At 55.6% G+C, this 22427-nt stretch carries 16 protein-coding genes; 9 read left to right on the forward strand and 7 right to left on the reverse strand.

Annotated elements, in window-relative coordinates; translation table 11 throughout:
- Nucleotides 1–107: 107 nt before the first annotated feature.
- Nucleotides 108–2210: a selenide, water dikinase SelD gene (gene selD / locus OLTU_RS22905; protein ID WP_176736878.1), complete on the forward strand. Its 2103-nt coding sequence runs from the start codon at nucleotides 108–110 to the stop codon at nucleotides 2208–2210.
- Here selD and OLTU_RS22910 read toward each other — a convergent pair.
- A complete protein-coding gene (locus tag OLTU_RS22910) occupies nucleotides 2207–3253 on the reverse strand; it encodes a methyltransferase domain-containing protein (RefSeq protein WP_141735076.1) in 1047 nt (348 codons plus the stop codon). The two genes, selD and OLTU_RS22910, sit on opposite strands and share 4 nt — an antisense overlap.
- A gap of 158 nt (nucleotides 3254–3411) precedes the next feature.
- On the opposite strand from OLTU_RS22910, the gene OLTU_RS22915 reads away from it, so the two are divergent.
- The 4 genes from OLTU_RS22915 to OLTU_RS22930 all read left to right on the forward strand — a co-directional run bounded on the left by OLTU_RS22915 (nucleotide 3412) and on the right by OLTU_RS22930 (nucleotide 10147).
- On the forward strand, nucleotides 3412–4602 hold the full coding sequence (locus tag OLTU_RS22915; protein WP_141735077.1) for a MexX/AxyX family multidrug efflux RND transporter periplasmic adaptor subunit: 1191 nt from the start codon (nucleotides 3412–3414) through the stop codon (nucleotides 4600–4602).
- A 7-nt stretch (nucleotides 4603–4609) separates the two neighbouring features.
- Complete coding sequence (locus tag OLTU_RS22920) at nucleotides 4610–7750, forward strand: multidrug efflux RND transporter permease subunit (RefSeq protein ID WP_141735078.1); 3141 nt, start codon at nucleotides 4610–4612, stop codon at nucleotides 7748–7750.
- On the forward strand, nucleotides 7747–9144 hold the full coding sequence (locus tag OLTU_RS22925; protein ID WP_141735079.1) for an efflux transporter outer membrane subunit: 1398 nt from the start codon (nucleotides 7747–7749) through the stop codon (nucleotides 9142–9144). The genes OLTU_RS22920 and OLTU_RS22925 overlap by 4 nt, the downstream gene beginning before the upstream one ends.
- Before the next feature lie 91 nt (nucleotides 9145–9235).
- Nucleotides 9236–10147 (forward strand): RluA family pseudouridine synthase, encoded by a 912-nt coding sequence (locus OLTU_RS22930; RefSeq protein WP_141735080.1) that lies wholly within the window; start codon nucleotides 9236–9238, stop codon nucleotides 10145–10147.
- Nucleotides 10148–10149: 2 nt separating this feature from the next.
- Here OLTU_RS22930 and OLTU_RS22935 read toward each other — a convergent pair whose 3' ends face one another.
- Genes OLTU_RS22935 through OLTU_RS22945 form a run of 3 tightly spaced genes read right to left on the reverse strand, consistent with a single transcriptional unit; the run spans nucleotide 10150 to nucleotide 13364 of the window.
- Nucleotides 10150–10920, reverse strand: a complete 771-nt coding sequence (locus OLTU_RS22935) for a class I SAM-dependent DNA methyltransferase (RefSeq protein WP_141735081.1) — start codon at nucleotides 10918–10920, stop codon at nucleotides 10150–10152.
- Nucleotides 10921–10980: 60 nt separating this feature from the next.
- The gene (locus OLTU_RS22940) at nucleotides 10981–12588 is read right to left on the reverse strand and encodes an ABC transporter permease/substrate-binding protein (RefSeq protein ID WP_141735082.1); all 1608 of its coding nucleotides are present in this window, start codon (nucleotides 12586–12588) and stop codon (nucleotides 10981–10983) included.
- Nucleotides 12585–13364 (reverse strand): ABC transporter ATP-binding protein, encoded by a 780-nt coding sequence (locus tag OLTU_RS22945; RefSeq protein ID WP_141735083.1) that lies wholly within the window; start codon nucleotides 13362–13364, stop codon nucleotides 12585–12587. Before OLTU_RS22945 ends, OLTU_RS22940 begins: the two co-directional genes overlap by 4 nt.
- 237 nt (nucleotides 13365–13601) lie before the next feature.
- On the opposite strand from OLTU_RS22945, the gene hflK reads away from it, so the two are divergent.
- Together hflK and hflC are read left to right on the forward strand one after the other, a co-directional pair.
- Entirely contained in the window at nucleotides 13602–14711 is a 1110-nt protein-coding gene (gene hflK / locus OLTU_RS22950; RefSeq protein ID WP_141735084.1) for an FtsH protease activity modulator HflK, read from the forward strand.
- 1 nt (nucleotide 14712) lies between these two features.
- A complete protein-coding gene (hflC, locus tag OLTU_RS22955; RefSeq protein ID WP_218110210.1) occupies nucleotides 14713–15696 on the forward strand; it encodes a protease modulator HflC in 984 nt (327 codons plus the stop codon).
- Between the two features lie 46 nt (nucleotides 15697–15742).
- On the opposite strand, the gene OLTU_RS22960 is transcribed toward hflC, so the two are convergent.
- Entirely contained in the window at nucleotides 15743–17911 is a 2169-nt protein-coding gene (locus tag OLTU_RS22960) for a M3 family metallopeptidase (RefSeq protein ID WP_218110211.1), read from the reverse strand.
- 190 nt (nucleotides 17912–18101) lie between these two features.
- Here OLTU_RS22960 and OLTU_RS22965 point away from each other — a divergent pair, with 190 nt between their 5' ends.
- Entirely contained in the window at nucleotides 18102–18608 is a 507-nt protein-coding gene (locus tag OLTU_RS22965; RefSeq protein ID WP_176736879.1) for a WbuC family cupin fold metalloprotein, read from the forward strand.
- Nucleotides 18609–18611: 3 nt separating this feature from the next.
- On the opposite strand, the gene OLTU_RS22970 is transcribed toward OLTU_RS22965, so the two are convergent.
- Nucleotides 18612–19085, reverse strand: coding sequence for a SixA phosphatase family protein (locus tag OLTU_RS22970; RefSeq protein ID WP_141735087.1), 474 nt, complete (start codon nucleotides 19083–19085; stop codon nucleotides 18612–18614).
- A 78-nt stretch (nucleotides 19086–19163) separates the two neighbouring features.
- Nucleotides 19164–19514: a GFA family protein gene (locus OLTU_RS22975; protein ID WP_141735088.1), complete on the reverse strand. Its 351-nt coding sequence runs from the start codon at nucleotides 19512–19514 to the stop codon at nucleotides 19164–19166.
- A gap of 261 nt (nucleotides 19515–19775) precedes the next feature.
- Here OLTU_RS22975 and OLTU_RS22980 point away from each other — a divergent pair, with 261 nt between their 5' ends.
- A complete protein-coding gene (locus tag OLTU_RS22980; RefSeq protein ID WP_176736880.1) occupies nucleotides 19776–22418 on the forward strand; it encodes a GH36-type glycosyl hydrolase domain-containing protein in 2643 nt (880 codons plus the stop codon).
- Nucleotides 22419–22427 lie beyond the last annotated feature (9 nt).

A 22427-nucleotide genomic window follows, 5' to 3' on the forward strand; every position in this document is an offset into this window, starting at 1 on the left:
AGTTGGCTTCAGGCCAATGAGCAGCGCAGCCGACCGAGCAACGCAGTATCTTTATTGATACGACAGTCCCTGGCCAAATCATATGCATGACGGGTGCTTCAGGTCCAATGTTGAAGAAACGACTTTTACTGCTCGGCGGCGGCCACTCCCACGCTCTTTTCATCAAAATGTGGAGCATGAATCCTCTGCCTGATGTGGAAGTGGTTCTGGTGTCCCCACAGAGCCTGACAGCCTATTCCGGAATGCTTCCCGGTTACCTGGCGGGGCACTATTCCCATGAAGAGATGCATATCGATCTGGTCCGGCTCTGCGCAGCCGCCCGGGTCCGCTTTATTCAGGACGCCGCAACCCATATCGATGTGAAAAATAAGAAAATCACACTGGCCCATCGCCCCGCCCTGCCCTGGGACGTTCTTTCCATCAACATCGGCAGTGAGCCTGAGAAAGAGGAGATTGGGGTCGGCGTGAAGCCCATGCACGATTTCCTGCAGAAGGAACATCGACTGCGGGAAGCGCAAAGCATAGCCATTATCGGTGGCGGCGCCGGCGGTGTGGAAGTCGCCTTGGCCCTTCAGAGTCGTTTTGCAGCGGAAAAAAAAATCACCTTGATTCAACGCGATGCGGAACTCGTGCCGCAAGCTCCTGCGGGTCTGCGAAAAAAACTCGCGCGCCTGTGTCGGGATCGTGGCATTGAACTTCACCTGGGTGAACCGCACGCCACCCGCATCGCAGCAGCCAGCGACCTCGTCCTGTGGACAACCGCAGCCCAGGGTCCTCGCCTTCTTCGTGAATCCGGCCTTCCTGTCGATAAACGTGGCTTTCTTCTGACGGATGAAACCCTCCTGTGCCAGGGACAGGATCGCATCTTTGCGGTGGGCGACTGTGCTGTTATTGAGAAGCAGCCGAGACCCCGATCAGGAGTCTATGCGGTACGCCTGGCCCGTCCTCTCCTTGAAAATATCAGGCGGATCTTCAGGGCCCAGCCTTTGCTCAAGGCCCGTCTGCAAAAGAATCATCTGGCTCTGATCACCACCGGACGGAAGGAAGCGATCGCGATGCGCGGTTCCCTTTATTGGGGGGCTTCCTGGGTTTGGCCTTTGAAAAACCGGATCGATCGAACTTTCATGAAAAAATTTGAAAACCTGGCGCCACCCATGATGATCGCTGCCCGTGAAGATTCCATGCGTTGCCTGGGCTGCGGTGCGAAAGTGGAAGGCGGCACCCTCAAATCAGCCCTCAGGCTCGTGGCCCGGACGTATCCCAAAGTTTTTCAGGACGCCGCGTCCCACCAATCCATGGGCATGAGCGAGGATGTGGCCCTGGTCGCGATGCAGGGCTGGGTCATGCAGTCGCTCGATTACTTCCCGGCCTTTATTGATGATCCCTTCCTCCTGGGACAGATGGCCTGCCTCCACGCCTCGGGTGACCTGCTCGCCAAAGGCGGCCTTCCTCAGACCTGCATGACGCTCGCGGTGCTTCCGCATAAGGCCGCTCCGTTGGTGCAGGATGATCTCTATCAACTGCTCTGTGGCGTGGCGTCCATTTTGGAAACGATGAACGCGACGATGCTGGGGGGACACACGGCGGAAGGTCAGCAGTTGGCGATCGGCCTGCACCTGCAGGCCCAAAAACCTGCGGACGCAAACTGGCGTCCGAAAGCCGGTCTGAAGCCCGGTGATGCTTTGGTTCTGACGAAAGCCTTGGGGACGGGCCTGGTGCTGGCGGGGCTCATGCATCAGCGCACCCGCGGTCTCTGGATGGATCGCTGTCTGCGTTCGATGCTGCGGAATCATGCGGATATTCTCTCGCTGATCACGCAGGACTGCGTTCACGGCGTTACGGATGTGACGGGATTCGGATTGCTCGGTCACCTGGCGGAAATGGCTCACGCCAGTCAGGTTCCGGTGGAATTGCTTGGCGATCACATCCCGCAGCTGGATGGCGTTGGCCCTCTGATCGAAGCAGGAATCAGCAGTACGCTGGCGCTCGGCAATCAGAGTTATGCGGAAAGCCTCTGTGAGATTTCCGACGCGGGATCGGCCTCCTGGCCTCTGCTCTGCGATCCGCAAACGTCGGGAGCGTTTCTTTTAAGCATCGCCGCATCCGAAGCGGAGGCCTGGGTGGCTGCCGCGCGTCTGGCAGGATTTCCGGACTGTTCCATCATCGGATCGGTGCAAAAATCAGGAAATCCCGCCATTCACGTGTGCTAGCAGCAGGCGCCGGCGTTCGATCCACTCGCCTGGGCTGCCGTCTGAGGCCCGCAGTCGAACAAACCAAAATGCGTGGAGGTATCGCCTTCCACGCGGAAATGCTGTCGATAACGGGTGTCCTGCAGCATCGATGCTGTATTGGAGCAGACCGTCATCGGCTTGCCGGTTTCAAAAATATGATGGTCGTCGAGAGCAAAGGTATGCGGCGCATGTTCGATGGTGCCCTTGTACCAGGCGACCTGACCGTAATCTTCACAGCGATCTTCCAGCGGCAGTTTAAACGAACGGGTGGTGATACTGAAAAAGCGCGCATTGCCGATGCGCTGCCGCAATTCCGGATCGGTCACCATGATTTCGGAACGGCTGACCGTGCGCGAATCCAGGCAGTTTTGTTTCGCGAGGATGCGGCGGAAGTCCTCAAAATAAAGAGCCCCGCCGAGACATTCACCCAGCAGGATCGGGTCGGAACGCAAACGATCCGGCAGACGTCGATCCGCATAGACATCCGAAAAATAAAGTTCGCCGCCGGGTTTCAGAACCCGGAAGATTTCGGCGAAGACCCGCTCCTTGTCGGGCGACAGGTTGATCACACAGTTGGAAACAACCAGATCCACGCTGTTATCCGCAATATCAAGGCCCGTGAGATCTTCAATAAAACCCTGCCGGAAGCTGATATTCGATTCCTTCAGTTGAAAAATGTTCCGGTGATAGTCCTGATACTTCCGAGCCGTCGCGAGCTGCTCGTCGGTCATGTCCACACCGATCACTTTGCCCTTCGGCCCCACCAGACTGGATAACAGATAGCAATCCCGCCCCGTGCCACAGCCGAGGTCGAGAACGGTCAAACCCTCAAGACAGGAGGGAATGGGCACGCCGCATCCATAGAATTTGGCACGCACTTCGTCGTGAATCTGCGCGACCAGCCGACTGAGATGGGGAGCCAGCGATTCCGCGGAACAACAGGCTGTGGTTTTCAGATCATTTTTCGAGGCAAGTACTTTGCCATAGTAGTCTTTAATGAGGTCCAGTTGTGTCATGGTCATTCCTTTGCTCCCCCGTGACAGATCCATGTTTGCACCCATATTACGGATTCCTTGAAAGAACATCAAACGCACTCCTGTGATTCCATGATATTTCTACAGGTCGTAGGCTTTGATCCGTACATGGATTCCTTCGCAATCCTTGCTATAAGAGGCATCACATGTTGAGACAACTGCAGATCATCCTGGCAGCGGCCTTCCTGGGAGCCGGTATTTTTATCCAGAATGCATGTAAGGAAAAAGCAGCAGAAGCACCTCCCCCCGCCAAACCTGAAGTTGTTATCGCGATCGCGGAGCGTTCTTCAGAACCCATTACGACAGAGCTGCCAGGACGCCTGGAAGCTTTCCGCCAGGCCGAGGTCAGAGCCAGGGTTGCCGGCATCATCACGGCCAGGCTTTATCAGGAAGGTCAGCAGGTAAAAAAAGGAACGCGTTTGTTTCGCATCGATCCCGCTCCACTCAGAGCCGCTTATAATATGGCGACCGGACAGCTGGAAAGCGCCAAAGCCAATCACGCGGCGGCGGCGGATAAACTGAATCGCTACAAGGAACTCCGGGCCGATAAAGCAGTCAGCGAAATGGAATATACAGCCGCAGTGGCAGAAGAGGCCCAGGCGCGAGCTGCTGTCGTATCGGCTGAAGCCTCTCAGGAAAGTGCCAGGCTGCAGCTTTCCTATGCCAACGTCACCGCACCCATCGATGGCCGGGCCCGCCGCGCCATGGTCACGGAAGGCGCCCTGGTCGGGCTGGATACTCCCACACCCTTGACCATCGTGGAGCAAATTGATCCGATATATGTAAACTTCGCCCAGCCAGCCGCCGACGTCCTGGACATGCGGCGCGGCATCGAAACGGGACAACTGGAACGCATTCCCCAATCTGAAGTCACAGTTCATATCATCCTGCCTGATGGCACGGAATACGATCAACCGGGCCAACTTCTTTTTAGCGACCTGGCCGTTGATCCCAACACCGATACGGTGACCATGCGGGCTGTCTTTCCCAATCCCAAAGAGGAATTGCTCCCGGGCACCTTTGTGAGCGTAAGAATGGTGAGAGCGGTGAACAAAGCCACCGTCCTTGTGCCTCGTGATGCTCTGATTCGCGGGCTGAACTCAGCGACCGTCATGGTGGTCAACGGGCAGGATAAGGTCGAGGCCTTGACCGTGAAGGCTGACACGATCAAAGGCCCGAACTGGCTCGTGACCCAAGGGTTGAAGGGTGGAGAACGCATCATCTTAACCAATCCGTCCAGGATGGTCGCCGGCACGGAGGTCAAACCCATCCCCATGTCGGCCCCGGTGGCAAGAGATCAACCGGCAACGACTCCCTCTTCAACCATTAAAAGATGAGAAAAATATGGCTCGTTTTTTTATCGATCGCCCTATTTTTGCCTGGGTCATAGCTCTTGGCATCATGCTCGCCGGAATCCTGTCTCTGCGTCTCTTACCCATCGAGCAGTATCCGGATATTGCCCCGCCTGTCGTCCAGATTACGGCGATCTATCCAGGCGCTTCCGCGCAAACGGTCGAGGAAGCTGTAACGGCCATCGTCGAGCGGGAAATGAGCGGCGCGCCCGGGCTTATGTATACGAGCGCCAACAGCAGCTCGGGCATGGCCTCCATCACGGTCAGTTTCGAACAGGGGACCGACCCGGATCTCGCAGCCGTGGAAGTCCAGAATCGCCTCAAGACGGTGGAACCGCGTTTGCCTGAAGTCGTCCGACGCAATGGTGTGATGGTGGAAAAGGCCGCGGAAAGCATTTCGATGATCGTTACGCTTTCGTCAGAAGATGGCAGCTGGGATGAAGTCGAACTCGGTGAACTCGCTTCCGCCACCCTTCTGCAAACGCTTCGACGCATTGAGGGTGTGGGAAAGGTTCAGCAGTTCGGCACAGAAAGCGCCATGCGTATCTGGCCCGATCCTGCCAGGCTCGCCGCCATGAACATTACGGCCACGGATCTGATCGCCACGCTGCGCAACTATAATGCGCGCGTGACCGTAGGTGCCATCGGTGCGGAAGGTGTGCCTGAATCCGCACCCATCAGTGCCAATATCATGTCGGAGTCTCATCTCAATACACCCGAACAATTTGGTGATATTGCCCTGCGGACTCAAGCGGACGGTTCAGCCGTTCGCATCAGGGACGTGGCCCGTGTCGAACTCGGTGGCAGTGAGTATGGGACAAGGTCGCGGCTCAATGGACTTCCTGCGTCAGGTCTGGCCATCCGCCTTGCACCTGGATCCAATGCCGTGGAATCGGCTGATGCCGTCCGGGCCGCGATGAATGAACTGTCGAAGCAGTTTCCCAGTGGCGTCCGCTACGATATACCCTTTGAAACTTCGGAGTTTGTCAAAATATCGATCAAAGGAGTGATTGTCACACTGCTCGAGGCCATCCTCCTGGTCTTCCTCGTCATGTATCTCTTTATGCAAAATTTCCGTGCGACCCTCATACCGACCCTGGTCGTGCCTGTGGCTTTGCTTGGAACCATGGCGGTCCTGCTGGCGCTGGGCTACACCATCAATGTCCTCGCGATGTTCGGGATGGTGCTGGCCATCGGTATTCTGGTGGATGACGCGATCGTTGTGGTGGAAAACGTCGAACGCCTGATGCAGGAGGAAGGACTCCCACCTTATGAGGCCACTGTCAAAGCCATGCAGCAGATCAGCGGCGCGATTATTGGAATTACGGTTGTGCTGGTTTCCGTGTTTCTTCCGATGGCCTTTTTCAGTGGAGCGGTCGGCAACATTTATCGGCAATTCTCGGTAACACTGGCCGTTTCCATCAGTTTCTCGGCTTTTCTGGCCCTTTCGCTGACACCGGCTTTGGCCGCCACCCTGCTCAAACCCATACCCAAGGAACACCATGAACGGAAAGGGTTCTTCGGCTGGTTCAATAAAATGTTCAGTCGCGCAACGCAGCGGTACACGGCGTCGGTTCATCGAATTGTCAGAAGACCTTTGCGTTGGGTCATCCTTTATCTGTCCCTTACGGCTGTCATGGCCTTCCTCTTTTTGCGCCTGCCAGGCTCTTTTATTCCTGAAGAGGACAAGGGCAGTTTCATGATCATGGTCTCCAAACCACAGGGAACCCCACTGGCGGAAACCATGAAAAGTCTGGGTGAAGTCCAGCGTCACCTTCTTGCCAATGAACCGGTTCGCTATGTTTATGCGATTGGCGGTTTCAGCTTTTTTGGGTCCGGGCCCAGCTCCGGGATGATGTTTGCCAACCTCAAAAACTGGGACGACAGGAACGATAGCAAGGATTCCGTCCAGGCGATTGTGGGGCGGGTCGCCGCGACCTTTGCAGGCCGTAGTGATATGACCGTCCTGGCTCTCAACACACCCTCCCTGCCTGGACTTGGGACATCCACAGGTTTTGATCTCCGGCTTCAGGATCGAGCGGGTATCGGCTATCAAAAATTTACGGCGGCACGCGATCAGCTGCTGAATGCAGCGCGCCAGGACCCTGCGATCGGCAGCGCTTATTTTGCAGGTGTCGCGGACACGCCGCAGCTGGAATTGGAAATCGATCGGGAAAAGGCTGAATCCATGGGAGTGGCCATCGGTGATATCAATACAACTCTCGCCGTTATGTTTGGTTCGGATTATATTGGCGACTTCATGATGAACAACCAAGTGCGGAAGATCATCGTCCAGGCCGAGGGACGCAATCGCCTGGAAACGGAAGACGTGGGCCGGCTCTATGTCCGCAACAGGGAAGGCACCATGGTTCCGCTGTCAGCCTTTACGCAGCTGCGTTGGACCGTAGGCCCCCCGCAACTTGCGCGGTTCAATGGTTTTCCCTCGCTCGCCATCAACGGCACGGCGCCTCCTGGCGGCAGCAGTGGTGATGCCATGGAGAGCATGGAAAGACTGGTGGCTCAACTGCCCGCTGGCCTCGGCCTGGAATGGGCGGGACAATCGGCTGAGGAGCGCGAGTCAGGCAACCAGGCCCCCATGCTCTATGCTCTTTCCCTGTTGATCGTCTTCCTGGCTCTGGCGGCGCTTTATGAAAGCTGGGCAATTCCGGCAGCCGTTATTCTTGTGGTGCCTCTGGGTGTCCTGGGCGCGGTCCTGGGCGTGACTCTCAGGGGGATGCCGAATGACGTTTACTTTCGAGTCGGTTTGATTGCAACGATTGGCCTCTCCGCAAAGAACGCCATTCTTATCATTGAAGTGGCCAAAGACCTCCATGCCGAGGGCCGAAGCCTGATCGATGCCACCCTGGAAGCCGCCCGTCTCAGGCTCCGACCCATTCTCATGACATCACTCGCCTTCGGTTTTGGTGTCTTTCCGCTGGCTGTCGCCCGAGGTGCGGGATCTGCCGCTCAGAATGCGATCGGCACAGGCGTGTTGGGCGGAATCATTGTGGCGACTGTTTTGGCGATATTTCTGGTGCCGCTGTTTTTTACGGTCATAGGTCGCTATTTCAACGTAGGAAAGCGCGCGAACAAAAATCAATCAACGCTCCGAACGAGCGAGGCGACATCATGAAATGGATTCCTCGGCTCTCTGCTTTTGGCCTTGTTTCGTTGGCCTCATGCTCACTGAATCCTGCTTATGAGAGACCCTCGGCTCCCATCCCGAGTTCCTATTCCTATCCGGCAGATTCTGAAACAGCTGATTCCGGAAGTCAGCTCGACGACTGGCGCCAGCAGTTTACAGATCCAGGCCTTCAGAAGATCATCGAGGCCGCGCTCAAAAATAATCGTGATCTGCGCCTGGCCGCTCTTCGCATGGAAGAGGCCCGCGCTTTGTATGGCGTTCAGTCTGCAGCAAGGCTCCCTGCGGTGAATGCCAGCGGGACCTTCTCTCGCGGTCAGCAGATGGATCCCATCAGCGCTCGACCCATCACAGGCAGTCAATACCAGGCCGCCGTTGGTCTTACAGCCTTCGAATTGGATTTCTTCGGCCGGGTGAGAAGTCTCTCGCAGGCCGCTCTATCCCAGTACTTTGCCACGGAAGAGGCCCATCGCGCGGCTCAGATCAGTCTTGTGGCCGATGTTGCCACAACCTACATTCGGGAGCGCGGGCTGGCCCAACAGGAACAGCTGGCTCGTGATACCCTGAAATCCCGCGAAGACGCTTTTCGGCTGAACCGCAGCCGGCTTGAAGCCGGAGTCACCGGGGTCCTCGAATTAAGAACGGCGGAAATGCTGACCGAGACATCCCGAGCCCGCCTGGCCGCGGTCCGCAGGGAACGCGCCCAAATGCAAAACGCCTTGCGAATTCTGGTGGGGAGTTTTGATTTTGCCTTTGAAGACAACAGGTCCAATATAGAGAACGTTCAGTTTCCCGTGCTCCACGCTGGTATTCCCTCGTCCTTGATGGAAAGGCGCCCTGATATTCGGCAGGCCGAGCACCTTCTGCTGGCGGCCAACGCCAATATCGGCGCCGCACGGGCAGCCTTCTTTCCCAGCCTCAGCCTCACATCCAGCATCGGGACCGTGAGCGAGGAATTTTCAGGATTATTCAAAAACGGTACTGAGGTTTGGAATTTTACCCCGCAGTTGAATCTGCCGATTTTTGCGGGCGGACGCAACCGGGCGAACCTCGATCTGGCTCATGTTCGCAAGAACATCGCCATTATCCGATATGAGCAGGCGATACAGAATGCTTTCCGGGAAGTCATGGACACGTTAACCGCCCGCGACCAGCTGCTTGTGCAGGTGAACGCCCAGAAAGCCGTAACCGACGCCGACCGCGAGCGAGCCCGCATTTCCCAGCTGCGTTATGACAAAGGCGTCTCAAACTATCTGGAGTATCTGGATTCCCAGCGCAGCCTCTTTGAATCCGAGCAGGAGTATCTGCGACTCCACGAGCTGCGCCTGTCCAATGATATCGCTCTTTACAGAGCGCTGGGAGGGGGATGGTCGTTGCCACGCTAATCCGACTGACATGGACGAGGGGACTTTTCTGAAGCCTTTTCCGGCCAGCCCTGCTACATAGACAACTCACAGCCCAAGGAAGATTCCTGCCATGCCGTTAAAAAAACAGACCCATCATGTTCTTGAAGGCGAGGAAGGACGGATCGATATCCTGGTGGCTCGGCTTTTGGGTTTTTCGCGTGCCCGGGTACGCGGTCTTATGGACCATGACGGTGTCACCCTGAATGGCATGGAGTGCCAGGACCATGGGACGCATGTGGTGGCCCGGGATGTGGTGGATGTCAGTTACGACCCGGAACGCAAGTATCGCGAAAAACCTCCCGAGCGGAAAACTCATGGCTTCCGTCTGCTGTTCCGTGATGAGCATCTGGTTGTCGTCAGCAAGGAGGCGGGTGTCCTCACCGTACCCACGGACCGTCGCGAGAAAAATACTTTGGTGGATCTTCTGTCCAACTTCCTTGCGGGTGGGCAATCCCGGGGAGCCAAAGTCTGTGTTGTGCACCGCCTGGACCGTGACACTTCGGGCATACTCGTCTTCGGTCTGCGGCCGGCCGTCGCCGAGGATCTTATCCGCCAGTTCGCGGCTCGCAAACCGGAACGCGAATACTACGCGATCGTTGCCGGAAAGCTGGCTCAGGATCAGGGTGAGATTCGCAGTCTCCTGCAGACCGATAAGGCTCTGAATCAAAAATCAGGATCAACGGGCGAACTGGCGATCACGCATTACCGCGTGATCGCCCGCTATCCGGATAGCACCCTGGTCGCTGTGAATCTGGAAACAGGTCGCAGGAATCAGATTCGCGTTCATTTTGCGGAAATGGGCCACCCCATTCTCGGCGATGTGCGATATGAACGCGATCGGGCCCTTCACCCCAGCTGGCCGTATAAACGCCTGGCTCTTCATGCCCGCATGCTGGGTTTCAGCCATCCCGTGACCCGGCGTGAGCTTCGCTTCGAAACCGAGCTGCCGGAAGAGTTCAAAAGGTTTTCCCGCGTATTTTGACCCTAGAGGCTCTGCGCAAAATCCTCCGGCACATCACGTGTCTTCCGAAAGATGAACGCATAATAGTAGAGCGGATCACCAGCCACGGAAATGCGATGGCGATATCGCTCCACGTGGAGGATCTGGATGTAGGCGTCGGCTATCAGGCGCTTGATGAGGCCGGAAAAGCCTGATTGATCGCTTTGGCCAAAGAATGAATCCTTAAGGTTCAAGGCCAGCCAGGCGTCCGGGCTGGTGAGACGGAACGCCTTCAAAAAAGCCTCAGGAGGGATATCACCAAAACCAAGGGCCGCGATGCAGACCAGGCAATTGAACTTATAGGATTGAAGTTCAGCTTCGATAGGAGAAGGCAGGTCGATAAGGTCAGCAACGTAATAAGCATCATACACACCAGGCCGATCACGTTCCGCGGCATCCCGCGCATCGGGAAGGATGTCCAGGCCTACGATGCTATGCGCCCCGTGACTGAGCAGCTCGGCCCCTACCATGCCATTGCCGGCCCCCAGATCAAGCACATTCAGATCACTCATGCTTTTTCCAAAAGCAACCACCACGCGATCCAAAAGCGCAACCACGAAACGCGGGGAGGCGCAGCGCAGATGACAATGGAAAAGCTGTTCATAAAGCCCAGGTCTTTTGAAAATCTCGTCATAGTCGTGAAAGCGAAAGCTACACTTCTCGCCATTTTCGTCTATGGTGAAATAGGCTTTGTCCTGGCCCAGGGTTTTTGCCAGCTGCCGATCGGGCAGTGCAAGAGAATACTTTTGCTTCATGTCAGTCCTTCCCGCAGAAAATCCCACTGTCGCTCCAGCCAAGGAACGAAGCAGCAGAGACTAGAGTTCAGCATTTTCAAGCAACCATTCAGCTGCCTGACGAACGCTTTTCTTGTCCTGATCGCGATCCACCATATAATTGGCCTGTCGCATCAGCTCCACCGGGATCGCCCCGAGGAGCGGGTTCAGAGCCGCAACCACATCATCCCTTGCGGCAGCGTCCGCTGATAAGAGAATGAGGGCATCGTAGGGAGGCATCGCCTGTCGATTGTCTTTGAGCACGGTGAGATTCATCGCTGCGATACGGCCATCGCTGGAGAAAGCCGAAATCACATCGACCTCACCTCTGGAAGCGGCACCATACATCAGAGTCGAATCCAGGGTGAGTCGATCGGCAAACGTCAATCCATAGACTTGAACTAGGTCACGCCATTCCTGGCGACCAAAAAATTCATAATCGCCACCGATGCGAAGCCTGGGAGCATGGCGGACCAGATCCTCAATACTTTGAATCCCAAGCTCCCGGGCCTGGGTCTCGCGCATGGCCAGCGCGTAGGCATTTTCAAAACCCAGCGCCCCCAGATTACGAACCCCATGATTCTCAGCCAGCCATGCACTGATTCGGGCCAGAACAATCCAAGGCTCCGCTGTCCCTGTTTCTTTCATGGCATTGGCCCAGATCGTGCCGCTGTAGTCGACATAAACATCGATTTCTCCTGCCACCAGTGCATCAAATGCCACCGTGGATCCCAGGCCTTCCAGTCGTCGGGTTGGAATGCCAGCCTTTTCCAGTTGCAGGCTCATGGCATCCTGAAGGATGTACTGTTCACTGAATGTTTTTGCGCCAATGACGATGGTTTCTTGTGGAATCTTGATCCCCTTTTGAGGTGTCATGCTGTTTTCAACTTGCGTGGGCGTATGCATACGATCGATACTCCGAGCCAGATTCGGACCAAGCAAACCCAGCGTAAAGAGAGCGACCAGGGCCGCCCCCGCACTGATGATGAGGGGACGCTGGCGACGATCGACTCCACGTTGCAGCCCGGCTATGAGCCCATCCAGAACCATAGCCAGGACTGCAGCCGCGATGCAGCCCACGAGAACCGCCGTCCAGTTGCGTGTTTGAAGACCGCGAAAAATGAAATTGCCGAGACAGCGCTGGCCGACCGGAGTGGCGAGAGTGGCTGTCCCCACCGTCCAGACTGTTGCCGTGCGAATGCCTGCGATAATAACCGGCAAGGCGAGCGGAATTTCCACATGCTTGAGAATTTGATTGCGGGTCATGCCTATTCCCCGGCCCGCTTCGATGAGCGTAGGGTCAACATCCAGAATGCCGACCACGGAATTTCGCACGATGGGCAGCATGCTATACAGTGTGAGGGCGATGACGGCAGGATAGAAACCGAGGACCGCGATTTCACTGCCCAGATAACTATTGATCGCAACCAGGATGGGAATCGTTAACGCCAGCAGAGCGAGGCCGGGAATCGTTTGGATCAAACTGATGCCTGATAGAATGGGATAACGCAGACGCATGGAGCGCACGGCAAGCACAGCCAGCGGCATACTGGCGAGAATGCCCAAGGTCAAGGCCACCACAGTCACAAGCAGATGACCCGCAAGGTTTGCCGGCAAAAACTCCAATTGGGTGTTCAAGGCTGCGCTCATGACAAATCCTGGGACTTTGATGGTTCGGTCAGACGGGCCAATGTCATCGCCTGGCGTTTGGGTGTCGCCATGAGACGCTCGACATATTCGTGAGCGGGCTGATTCATCATTTGAAACGGCGTTCCCACTTGCAGGAGCTGGCCGTTGAACATGACGGCAATGCGATCGGCCATCAGCAAAGCTTCCGTCATATCATGGGTGACCAGAACGGTCGTCAGACCAGCATCATCGTGAATTTTTCGAAATTCAATCTGCAGGCGATCGCGACTCACAGGATCCACGGCACCGAAAGGTTCATCCATGAGCATGATCGAAGGCTTCGCAGCCAGAGCACGGGCGAGGCCGATCCGCTGCCTCTGCCCGCCGGAAAGCTCCCGAGGATAGCGAGCCCCATAACTGGAAAATGGCAAATGGAGCAGCTCCAGGAGTTCCTGCACACGTTGATCGATCTCGGCCGGCGACCATCCTAAAAGCTTTGGGACGAGGCCAACGTTCTGGGCAATCGTCAGATGAGGGAATAAACCCACTCCCTGGAATACATAGCCAATTCCTCGACGCAGGGTAGGCGCATCAAGCGTCGCAATATCCCGGCCCTGGATCTCAATGCTGCCTGAACTATATTCAATCAAGCGATTGATCATCTTCAGCGTGGTCGTTTTCCCACAACCGGATTCACCGACGAGCACCAGCAATTCCCCTTGCTCCACAGAAAGATTGATGCCTTTCACCACGGAGTTGGCACCATAGGCTTTCGTAATGTTTCGCAGCAGAATCATAGAGTGCTCATATCCTTCGATTTCCCGGAGGATTTCTTGAAATTAAACTCACGATATGAACCATTAAAACAAAAATTTGTGGAAATGGCAAGGTTGAAGGGTCTCCTCATGTCATTGTGATAGCTGAGATTTCCTGGGAATAATCACGGTTTCAGAACATCCAACGCACGCGCGCGTCATGACCAGAAAGATCCGGAATCGCTTGCATGAGAATGGAAATACATCTAAGGTCGTAGCATGGAAAATCGAAACGACAATGGATTCAGAAGTATTCGCGGTGGAAAATCCGAGCACCACGCTCAGGATTTTATCGACAAGATTCGCAATTTTTTTGGCGGTGGGGGCGGCGGCAATGGGGGAGATGATGAAGATTCCCAAAAATCACCCCGCGGATGGCTTTATATCCTGGGCCTGATCTTCCTGCTGGTGCTGGTCTTTACGTCTTTCTACACTGTCGATGTTAGTGAAGAAGGGGTCGTGACCCGCTTTAAGAAGTATCATTCAACCAGCCCTCCAGGCCTTCACGTAAAAATGCCTTTTGGCGTTGATCGCGTGACCAAGGTGCCTTCCAAAGTGCTCTTGCAGGAGGAATTTGGTTTCCGTTCTGTGGCCCAGAGTCGCCGTGGAACGCAGTATTCCAAATCAAGCTATGCCGATGAGAGCCTGATGCTCACCGGAGATCTTAATGTCGCTGATGTGAAATGGATCGTTCAATTTCGCATCAGTGATTCCTGGAAATTCCTCTTTCATGCTCGTAATGTGCAGAAAAACATACGGGACGTTTCCATGTCCATCATGCGCCGCGTTGTGGGGGACAGGCTGGTCGGCGATGTTTTGACTGTTGGCCGTATTGAAATTGCCGATGAAGCGAAGCGCTTGACCCAGGACGTTGTCGATAAATACGACATGGGAATCACGATCGTGGCTGTTGTGCTGCAGGATGTGACGCCACCGGAAACCGTAAAAACAGCCTTCAATGATGTGAATGCAGCCAAGCAGGAGCAGGAAAAGGCCATCAATGTCGCGGAGCGCGAGTATAACAACGTCATACCCGAAGCCAAGGGCAAGGCTGAACAGCTGATTGCCGACGCCGAAGCCTATTCCCTGTCCTTGATCAACCAGGCAAAAGGCGATGCGTCCCGATTCAGTGCGATGCTCGTGGAATACAAGAAATCACCTGATGTCACAAGGCGGCGCCTTTATATTGAGGCGATGGAGGATGTCTTCTCCAACCTCAAGAGTCTGGTGGTTGTGGATAGTAAAATCAAAGGGGTCCTGCCCCTCTATCCGCCGTCCCAGGATAAGGTGATGCCGGTGCCTCAAGGAAGCGGGGCCAATGGTGAATAATATGAAGTCTTACGCGATTCCGGCCCTTATTTTCGCCCTGGCCTTGCTGGCGAACGGCTCGGCCTATACCCTTCCGGAAGGGCAACAGGCCCTCATCACTCAGTTCGGTCGTATTGTGGGCCAGCCCGTGACTCAGGCCGGTCTGCATTTTAAGCTGCCGTTCATTCATGATGTCCGTTATTTCGAGAAGCGCATCCTGGAATGGGATGGGGACTCCAATCAGATTCCTACCAAGGATAAAAAATTCATTTGGGTGGACACAACCGCCCGCTGGCGCATCATAGATGCTGTCAAGTTTGCCCAGACCGTGCGTACTGAGGATGCGGCTCAGACCAGGCTCAGCAGTATTCTCGATGGCTCCACCCGGGATGTTATTTCGAATCACAATCTGGTCGAAGCTGTTCGCAATACCAATACGCTCCTGGACCAGGCGCGAAAGCGTGCCGAAGCTCTGGCTGCGGCCGAGAAAGCCGAGCCAACCGCCGCGACGATTGAGATGGAAGAGGAGATCACCGGCGAACTGGAAGTCATTACAGTTGGCCGTGAACGTTTAAGCGACATGATTCACAGTCGAGCCAAGGAAAAGCTGGCGGAACTCGGAATCGAGCTGATCGATGCCCAGTTGCGCCGCATAGCCTATGAACAGAGTGTCGAGGAAAAAGTCTATGACCGCATGATCTCGGAGCGCAAGCGTATTGCGGAAAAGATTCGCTCCATAGGCAAAGGCGAGCAGGCCAAGATTCGAGGCAAGTTGAATCTCGATCTGAAAGAGATCGAGTCCAAAGCCTATCGGGAAAGCCAGGAAATCAAAGGCCGGGCCGAGGCTGAAGCTATCAATATTTATGCCAAGTCGTTGAACCAGGATCCAGACTTCTATGAGTTCACACGAACCCTGGATGCCTACCGCAAGACGCTCAAGGACAAGGGCAGTTTCGTGATATCGACCGATTCCGACTTCCTGCGGCTGATGCAGCAGAAGCGATAATTCCAGGCATGGACGCCGCGAACTCGCCCATGCCTTGGGCAGATCCTTAGTTTTTGCTCACCGGAAAACCGCGTTTTCGCATCAGGGCCGCACTGCCTGGAGCCTTGCCGCGGAAGGATCGAAATCCTTCCACAGGATCCACGGAATTGCCGACGGACAGGACATGCTTCTTGAGCCGCTCGGCCACCGTCTTGTCATAGGGCCCCTTCGCTTCCATAAAGGCTTCAAACGCGGAGGCACTCAACGTGTCAGCCCACAGATAGCTGTAGTATCCCGCCGAGTAGCCATCGCTGGCGAAGACATGGGCGAACTGGGTCGGCCGATGGCGCATCACGATTTCTTTCGGCATGCCGAGTTCGGCCAATGTTTCCTTCTCGAAAGCATCAGGGTCAATCTTCTGCGCACCCTTCAGATGGAATTTCATGTCAACCAGGGCACTCGCAAGATACTCGACCGTTTCAAAACCCTGGTTGAACTTCGAGGCCTTTTTAATCTTCGCGACCAAAGCCTCAGGCATGGGCTTCCTGGTTTTGTAATGCAGGGCGAAGCGACTCAACACCTGCGGGGTCAAAAGCCACTCTTCGAGGAGCTGCGAAGGAAATTCCACATAATCCCGAGGCACGGCCGTTCCCGCCAGCAGCGGATAATTTACGTTGGACGACAGCCCATGCAGGGCATGCCCAAACTCATGAAACAGAGTCCTGGCATCGCTTAGACTGATCAGAACGGGTTCCCCGGGAGCTCCTTTGATGAAGTTTGAATTGTTCGAAACGATGGTGGTGACATCACCGCGAAATTTTTCCTGTGAACGATACGCATTCATCCAGGCACCGGAGCGCTTGCCTTCGCGCGCATAGGGGTCGAAATACCAAAGCCCGATGAAACGTCCGCTGGCCTTGTCCTTGACTTCCCAAACGCGGACATCCGGATGGGCGACAGGCAAACCTTCCACAGGTGCGAAGGCGAATCCCAGGAGCTCTCCAGCAACCCAGAACATGCCTTCGCGCAGGGAATCGAGCTGGAAGTAAGGCTTGACTTCATTTTCCGAAAGATCGTACTTCTGCTTGCGCACTTTTTCCGCATAGTACCGGTAATCCCAAGGTTCGATGACCTTCCTGCCCTCTTCCCGCTGCGCAAGCGGCAGCATGTCCTTGACCTCTTCGCGAACGCGGGCGACAGCCGGTTTCCAAACCTCCTGCATCAAGGCCATGGCAGCCTCGGGTGTCCGTGCCATGGCGTTTTCAAGCCGCCAGTGCGCGTGCGTTTCATAGCCAAGGAGTTTGGCTCTCTCCGCGCGCAGCTGCAGGATTTCAGGAATCAGCTGGTTATTGTCGTGGCTGTCGCCGTTGTCTCCCCGGTTGACATAAGCCCGCCAGACCTTTTCGCGAAGGTCGGCACGGCTCGAATAGGTGAGAAAAGGTTCCACGGAAGAGCGCGTGTTGGTGATCGCCCATTTCCCCTTGGCCCCATGGGTTTCAGCCGCGGCCGCCGCTGATTTTATCAAAGCGTCGGGAAGGCCTGCGAGATCCTTTTCGTTTTCGAGAAGTATAAACGTGGATTCATCGGCCAAAAGATTTTGACGGAACGTTGTAAAGGCCTTCGCCAGTTTCTGGTTGATCGCGCTGAGCTTCTGCTTATCGGCGGCATCAAGTTTAGCGCCAGCCCGAACCCATTCCGTATAATACTTCCAGGCCAGCCGCTGCTGTTCAGGGCTAAGGGTCTTCAGCGCCGGTGACTGGTAGACCGCTTCCAAACGCTTGAATAGTTTTTCGTTCTGGATGATCTCATCTTCAAAAGCCGCCAACGGCGAGGCCATCTCTTTTTCGATCGCCTGGAATTCGGGGCTGCTCATCGTGCCGGACCAGATATGATAGACGGTCAACACGCGGTTTAAAGCGCGACCGCTGTCTTCCAATCGCGCTATGGTATTTTCGAAATTCGGTGCTTCCGGATTTTCCGCGATGGCCTTGAGCTCGGCCCGTTTTTCCTCCATGCCGGTTTCCAGTGCCGCTTTGAAATCACTGACTTTCACCCGATCAAAGGGCGGCAAACCGCCATGAGGCCCGGTCCATGGAGCCAGCAGGGTGTTATTTTTCTGGTCTTTGGCGTCCAAAGCAGAATCCGTCATGGACTTGTTTCCTCCGTCCGGCGATGTACAGGCCGTCAGAAGCAGGGCCATCATGCCGGCACTGAGGCGGTTGGAAAACGTGAACATAGGGAGAACTCCTTTCAGATTTCTGGAAGGGCCAAGTTAGCTTGCGACCGGGATCAGGAACAATCACTATTTTCCGCTGCGGCAGATCAATGGTCCGCTGGGACTGACCTTTCGGCTTTGACGCATAACGTTGCTCACCTGGCGGAGAATGGCTATACTCGCGCAGAACCCCTGGCCAGGACGTGGACCTATGACGCAACAGAATGAATCCGACCGAACTGTTCAAATTGTCGATCAGCAACGTCTTGATGAAGTGTCGGCCAAGGCCAAGGCTTCGCCACGGCGCCGGATGAATTTCAATCTCCACCGTTATGAAGACCGTGTTCAGAGGATGCTCAACGCTCTGGAACCCGACACCTATGTCAGAGCCCATCGGCATGTCGATCCACCCAAAGTTGAAATGTTCGTGATTCTAAGAGGCAAAACTGCCGTTTTGATTTTCAACGATGAAGGCGCCATCGAGGATTGCATGATCCTCAGCCCCAATGGAACCTGTGTCGTCGACATTCCGCCAGGATACTGGCATTCCCTGGTGGCTTTGGAGGAAGGAACGGTCGTGATGGAAGCCAAGGATGGTCCCTATGTCGCCAGCACGGACAAGGATTTTGCAGCCTGGGCCCCACGTGAAAATTCCCGCGAGTCAGCAGCCTGGCTTGAAGAGACCAGGCTATGGATTATGCGGAACGTGAATACTTGAATCTCAGTATCGGAGCATACTGACAACCGGTACGGGCTTTGCGAGCGTCACGATCACCAGGCGATCAAATTCTGTATCAGCCACCTGCCATTTCACAGGCACACCCAATGCTTTGACCAGGTCCGGCACCGTATTGGAATGCCCCACGACCAGAGCGGCATCGCTGCTCTTATCAGCCAGAAGCTGGGCGGCAAACTTCGGAATATCCTTTGCGGCCACCGAAGGTTTGAGACCCAGAAACTCGGCCAGGGGTTCAGCCGTTTTTTGCGTACGCTGATATTCCGTCACGAAAATGGACGTCACGCCCGCATCGCGCAGATGCATGGCCAGATCAAGCGCCCGCTTTTTGCCCTGCAGGCTTAAACCGGGGTCCTTGCTGTCATCCACCTTTTCCGCATGACGTACGATATACAAGGTTTGAAAGGCCGAAGCCTGGGATGTCAGCAGCCAGAGTCCGAGCAAAAACCACTTTGTCATCAATCAACCCTTTCGTTTCGCCCCATGTCGAGGGCCCTGGCCTGGGGCCCAAGGCCTGATGGTCAGCGGTCTTAAGGACTAAAGGCTCTTGCCATCCACCGGTTTCGTCTGCAATGTCGTGACATCCACGTCATCAAGGCAACGAACATTGATCGCATACATGAGGGAACCATCCGGGCCAGCGCCATTGGCAAAGGAGGATACTCCGCAGTTCGTGCAAAAAAGGTGATGAATATGGTGCTTGTTGAACTGATAGTCCTTCAGGATTTCCTTCCCGGATTTCAGTGAGAATTGCTTTTCACCAACGAAGCCGAGAATCAATCCTTTTTTAGAACAGATGGAACAGTTGCAGGAAATCAAACCTTGCAGTTCCATATCCACCTCATACCGCACCTTGCCGCAATGGCAACCACCAGAGTACTTTGTCATGACTCTTCCTTTATGTGTTTTCACCAGATTGAAATTTTTGAATGCAAAAGTCCATACCAAAATCCAGTCTGGGCTGGAGTCATCCCGATCGTCCCTCCTCCGGAGCGCAGCCTGACAGGCATCAACATAAGGTTGGATTTGCCATTCAAAAATACATGTCACGAACTCTCTACGCTCAAAAAATCTCTGGCTTTCGATCCGAATGCGCCTAAAATCAAAGCAACGCTCCTCGGAGTGTTCTGCACAGAAGGAGATGGAATCATGACTCTCACTGGCAGTCTTAGAGTGTTGGCATTCATCGCAGCGTTCCTAAGCACAGGAGGGGATAGGATTCATGCCGGGACCTCGGATTGGACAGATCCAGCGTACGGCAGCGGTCATCATGGAAGCTGGATCACCGACGAATTCGGACTGCCGGCCTACCGCTATACAGGTTGTACGGGAGAACGCACACCTTGCATCGCCGGTGATGACGCCATCCATCAGCTGGGCAATGACGGGGTCAATGCCCTCGCCCACGGTGATGGTTATGTGGAACTCTACAGTGCGCGCTCCTATCATCGTTTCGCCAACGCCTATGATGAAACTGCACGAGCTTATGCAGGGGGCTTCGGTTGGGTCAAGGATGGAGCGAACACGTGGAGCACCCTTTGGAAGGACCGACCGCACGGCAGTCGCTACGAGCGAATCTTCGGCATGGGTTACTTTAAGAAGATCATCGAGCATAAAAATCTCCGGCTCGAGCACACCATTTACCTCACCGAGGGCGAGGACGCTGTTCTCCGCGAGCGCCTGATATTCACCAACACATCGACCCAACTAAAATCGATCACGTACTTCAATTACTGGGACGTCGCGTGGTGGCATCCGCGTCAAATTACGGAAAAGCCCGAAGCCTCCGGATACGACCCAGCGACCGTCAGGACGTCCTATGATGCCGCGCGTGGTGTAATCAAGGCCACCAGCCAGGCCGAACCCGGTGATATCGAGCGACCTGATCTTTGGCGCGATCCCGTACCCCAGGTTTCGTTCGTGGTTCATTTGAATGGAGCGCCCCACGCGTTTGAGACTGTGGAGCGTGCCTTTCTCGGCAGCGGCGGACGAGCCCTGCCGCACGCCGTCGCGCGCGGGTCACTGCAGAATGGAATCGATGCATCGGGCATGCTGGCGAATCAGGATGCGGTCCTGGCAACCGAAAAACGTTTCGTGCTCGCCCCTGGTGCGCGCCATGTTCTTGATGTGGCCTTCGGCCTTTCCCCGCGTGGTGAAGAGGACAATGTCCTGGCCCGTCTCGAGCAGGAGCCGGACTTCACACTCCCACGCATCGTCGCCAGGTGGGCTGGCACGATACCCCAGGTTCATTTTCCCGGATACCCCTGGCTGCGGCGGGAACTTTCGTGGAGCTATTACTATCTGCGATCGAGCGTGCTCCGTGAGGAATACTTCGATGCACGCGTCCTCAACCAGGGAAGCATTTATCTGTATAAGTGGGGCACAAACTCAGGCCCACGGTCGACGTTTCGTCACCTGCTGCCGCTGATTTATACCGATCCCGAACTGGCCCGTGAGAGTCTTGTCTACTTCCTCCGCGCGATGAAGCCGAGCGGTGAGCTGCCCTATTCGACGGCTGGATATGGAGCCTGGAATAAGCAAGGTTTCACACCCAGTGATCACACCTTCTGGCTGCTCCTTGCGGTCACAGAATACGTCCATGCCACGCGGGATTATGCGTTTCTCGATGAACGTATCCCTTACTGGTGTGAAGAGGGGCGTGGTCGTTGTGGAAGCGCCACGGTCTATGAGGCGCTGGTCGCAGCCTATGGTTATGCGAAAAACGTCGTGTCCACAGGGGCGAATGGCCTTGTGCGTCTTTTGAATGCAGATTGGGATGATTTCGTCGTGCTCCTCTCTCCCGACCGCGCTGCCACCATCAGGCATGGTGAATCCACGATGAACACAGCCCTGGCCCTGGCTTCCTACCCAGCCTTTGCGAATCTCGCGGAAATGCGTGCCGACACGGCGACGGCAAATTCCGTCCGACGCGATGTGGACGCTCTACGCCGGGCCATGAAAGCCCAGTGGCGCGATGATCACTTCAATCGCGGTTATGTTTATTGTGCTCCCGACTCACCGATGGAACTGGGGGCCGCTTCCGTGTGGATAGCGTCGAATGGCATTGCTCTCGGCGTCCCAGGTTTAATCCCTCCCCGCAACGTTCAGGCGCTCGCCGCACGCATCGAGCGGGACAACCTGGATCCTTCGCCTGTGGGACTCGCGGCGATCGGTTCATCGGAGTTTGAGGGGGGCACGCCGGGCAACTGGTATTCCCTCACCGGACCAACAATCGAAGGGCTCCTGCAGCACGGCAGGCGAGCGCTGGCGTTTCGCCTTTTTCTGCGGCAGACACTCGCCAATCACGCTGCCACGCACCCCGAGTATGGCTATGGGATCTGGACGGGACCCGATATGTATTTTACGCCACTCGACGAGCAGGCCGATCTGGGAAAAGCGGGCTCAACCTGGTGCTTTCCCGAGATGTGCATGGCCGACCTCCCGGCCACCAATTTGTTTGCGCATAGCGAACCGCTTCTTAGCAGTCTGCGTTTGGCAGGCGTTCGGGCCGATGCGCGCGGCATGCTGATTGATCCCGGCGTTTCAGGACCCTTCTCGTGGGTGAGTCCAGGGTATGGGCTGATCCATGGAAGCAAGGCTGTCATTGGCTGGACGCGCGCGATCGCTACAGATCAGGTCGTCTACCGCGTGCGGATACCCGCAGGAATTCAGACCGAACCGCGTGTGCTGGTGAATGGTTTGCCGGTCGTCGCCAGCGTGGAATGGGATCGCTATGTGGTCTTTTCTCTTCCCCTAAAACGCGGGACATATGCCCACTGGGTCATTTACTGAGCCTCACGC

The sequence above is a fragment of the Oligoflexus tunisiensis genome (assembly GCF_001748245.1).
GTDB classification, from domain to species: domain Bacteria; phylum Bdellovibrionota_B; class Oligoflexia; order Oligoflexales; family Oligoflexaceae; genus Oligoflexus; species Oligoflexus tunisiensis.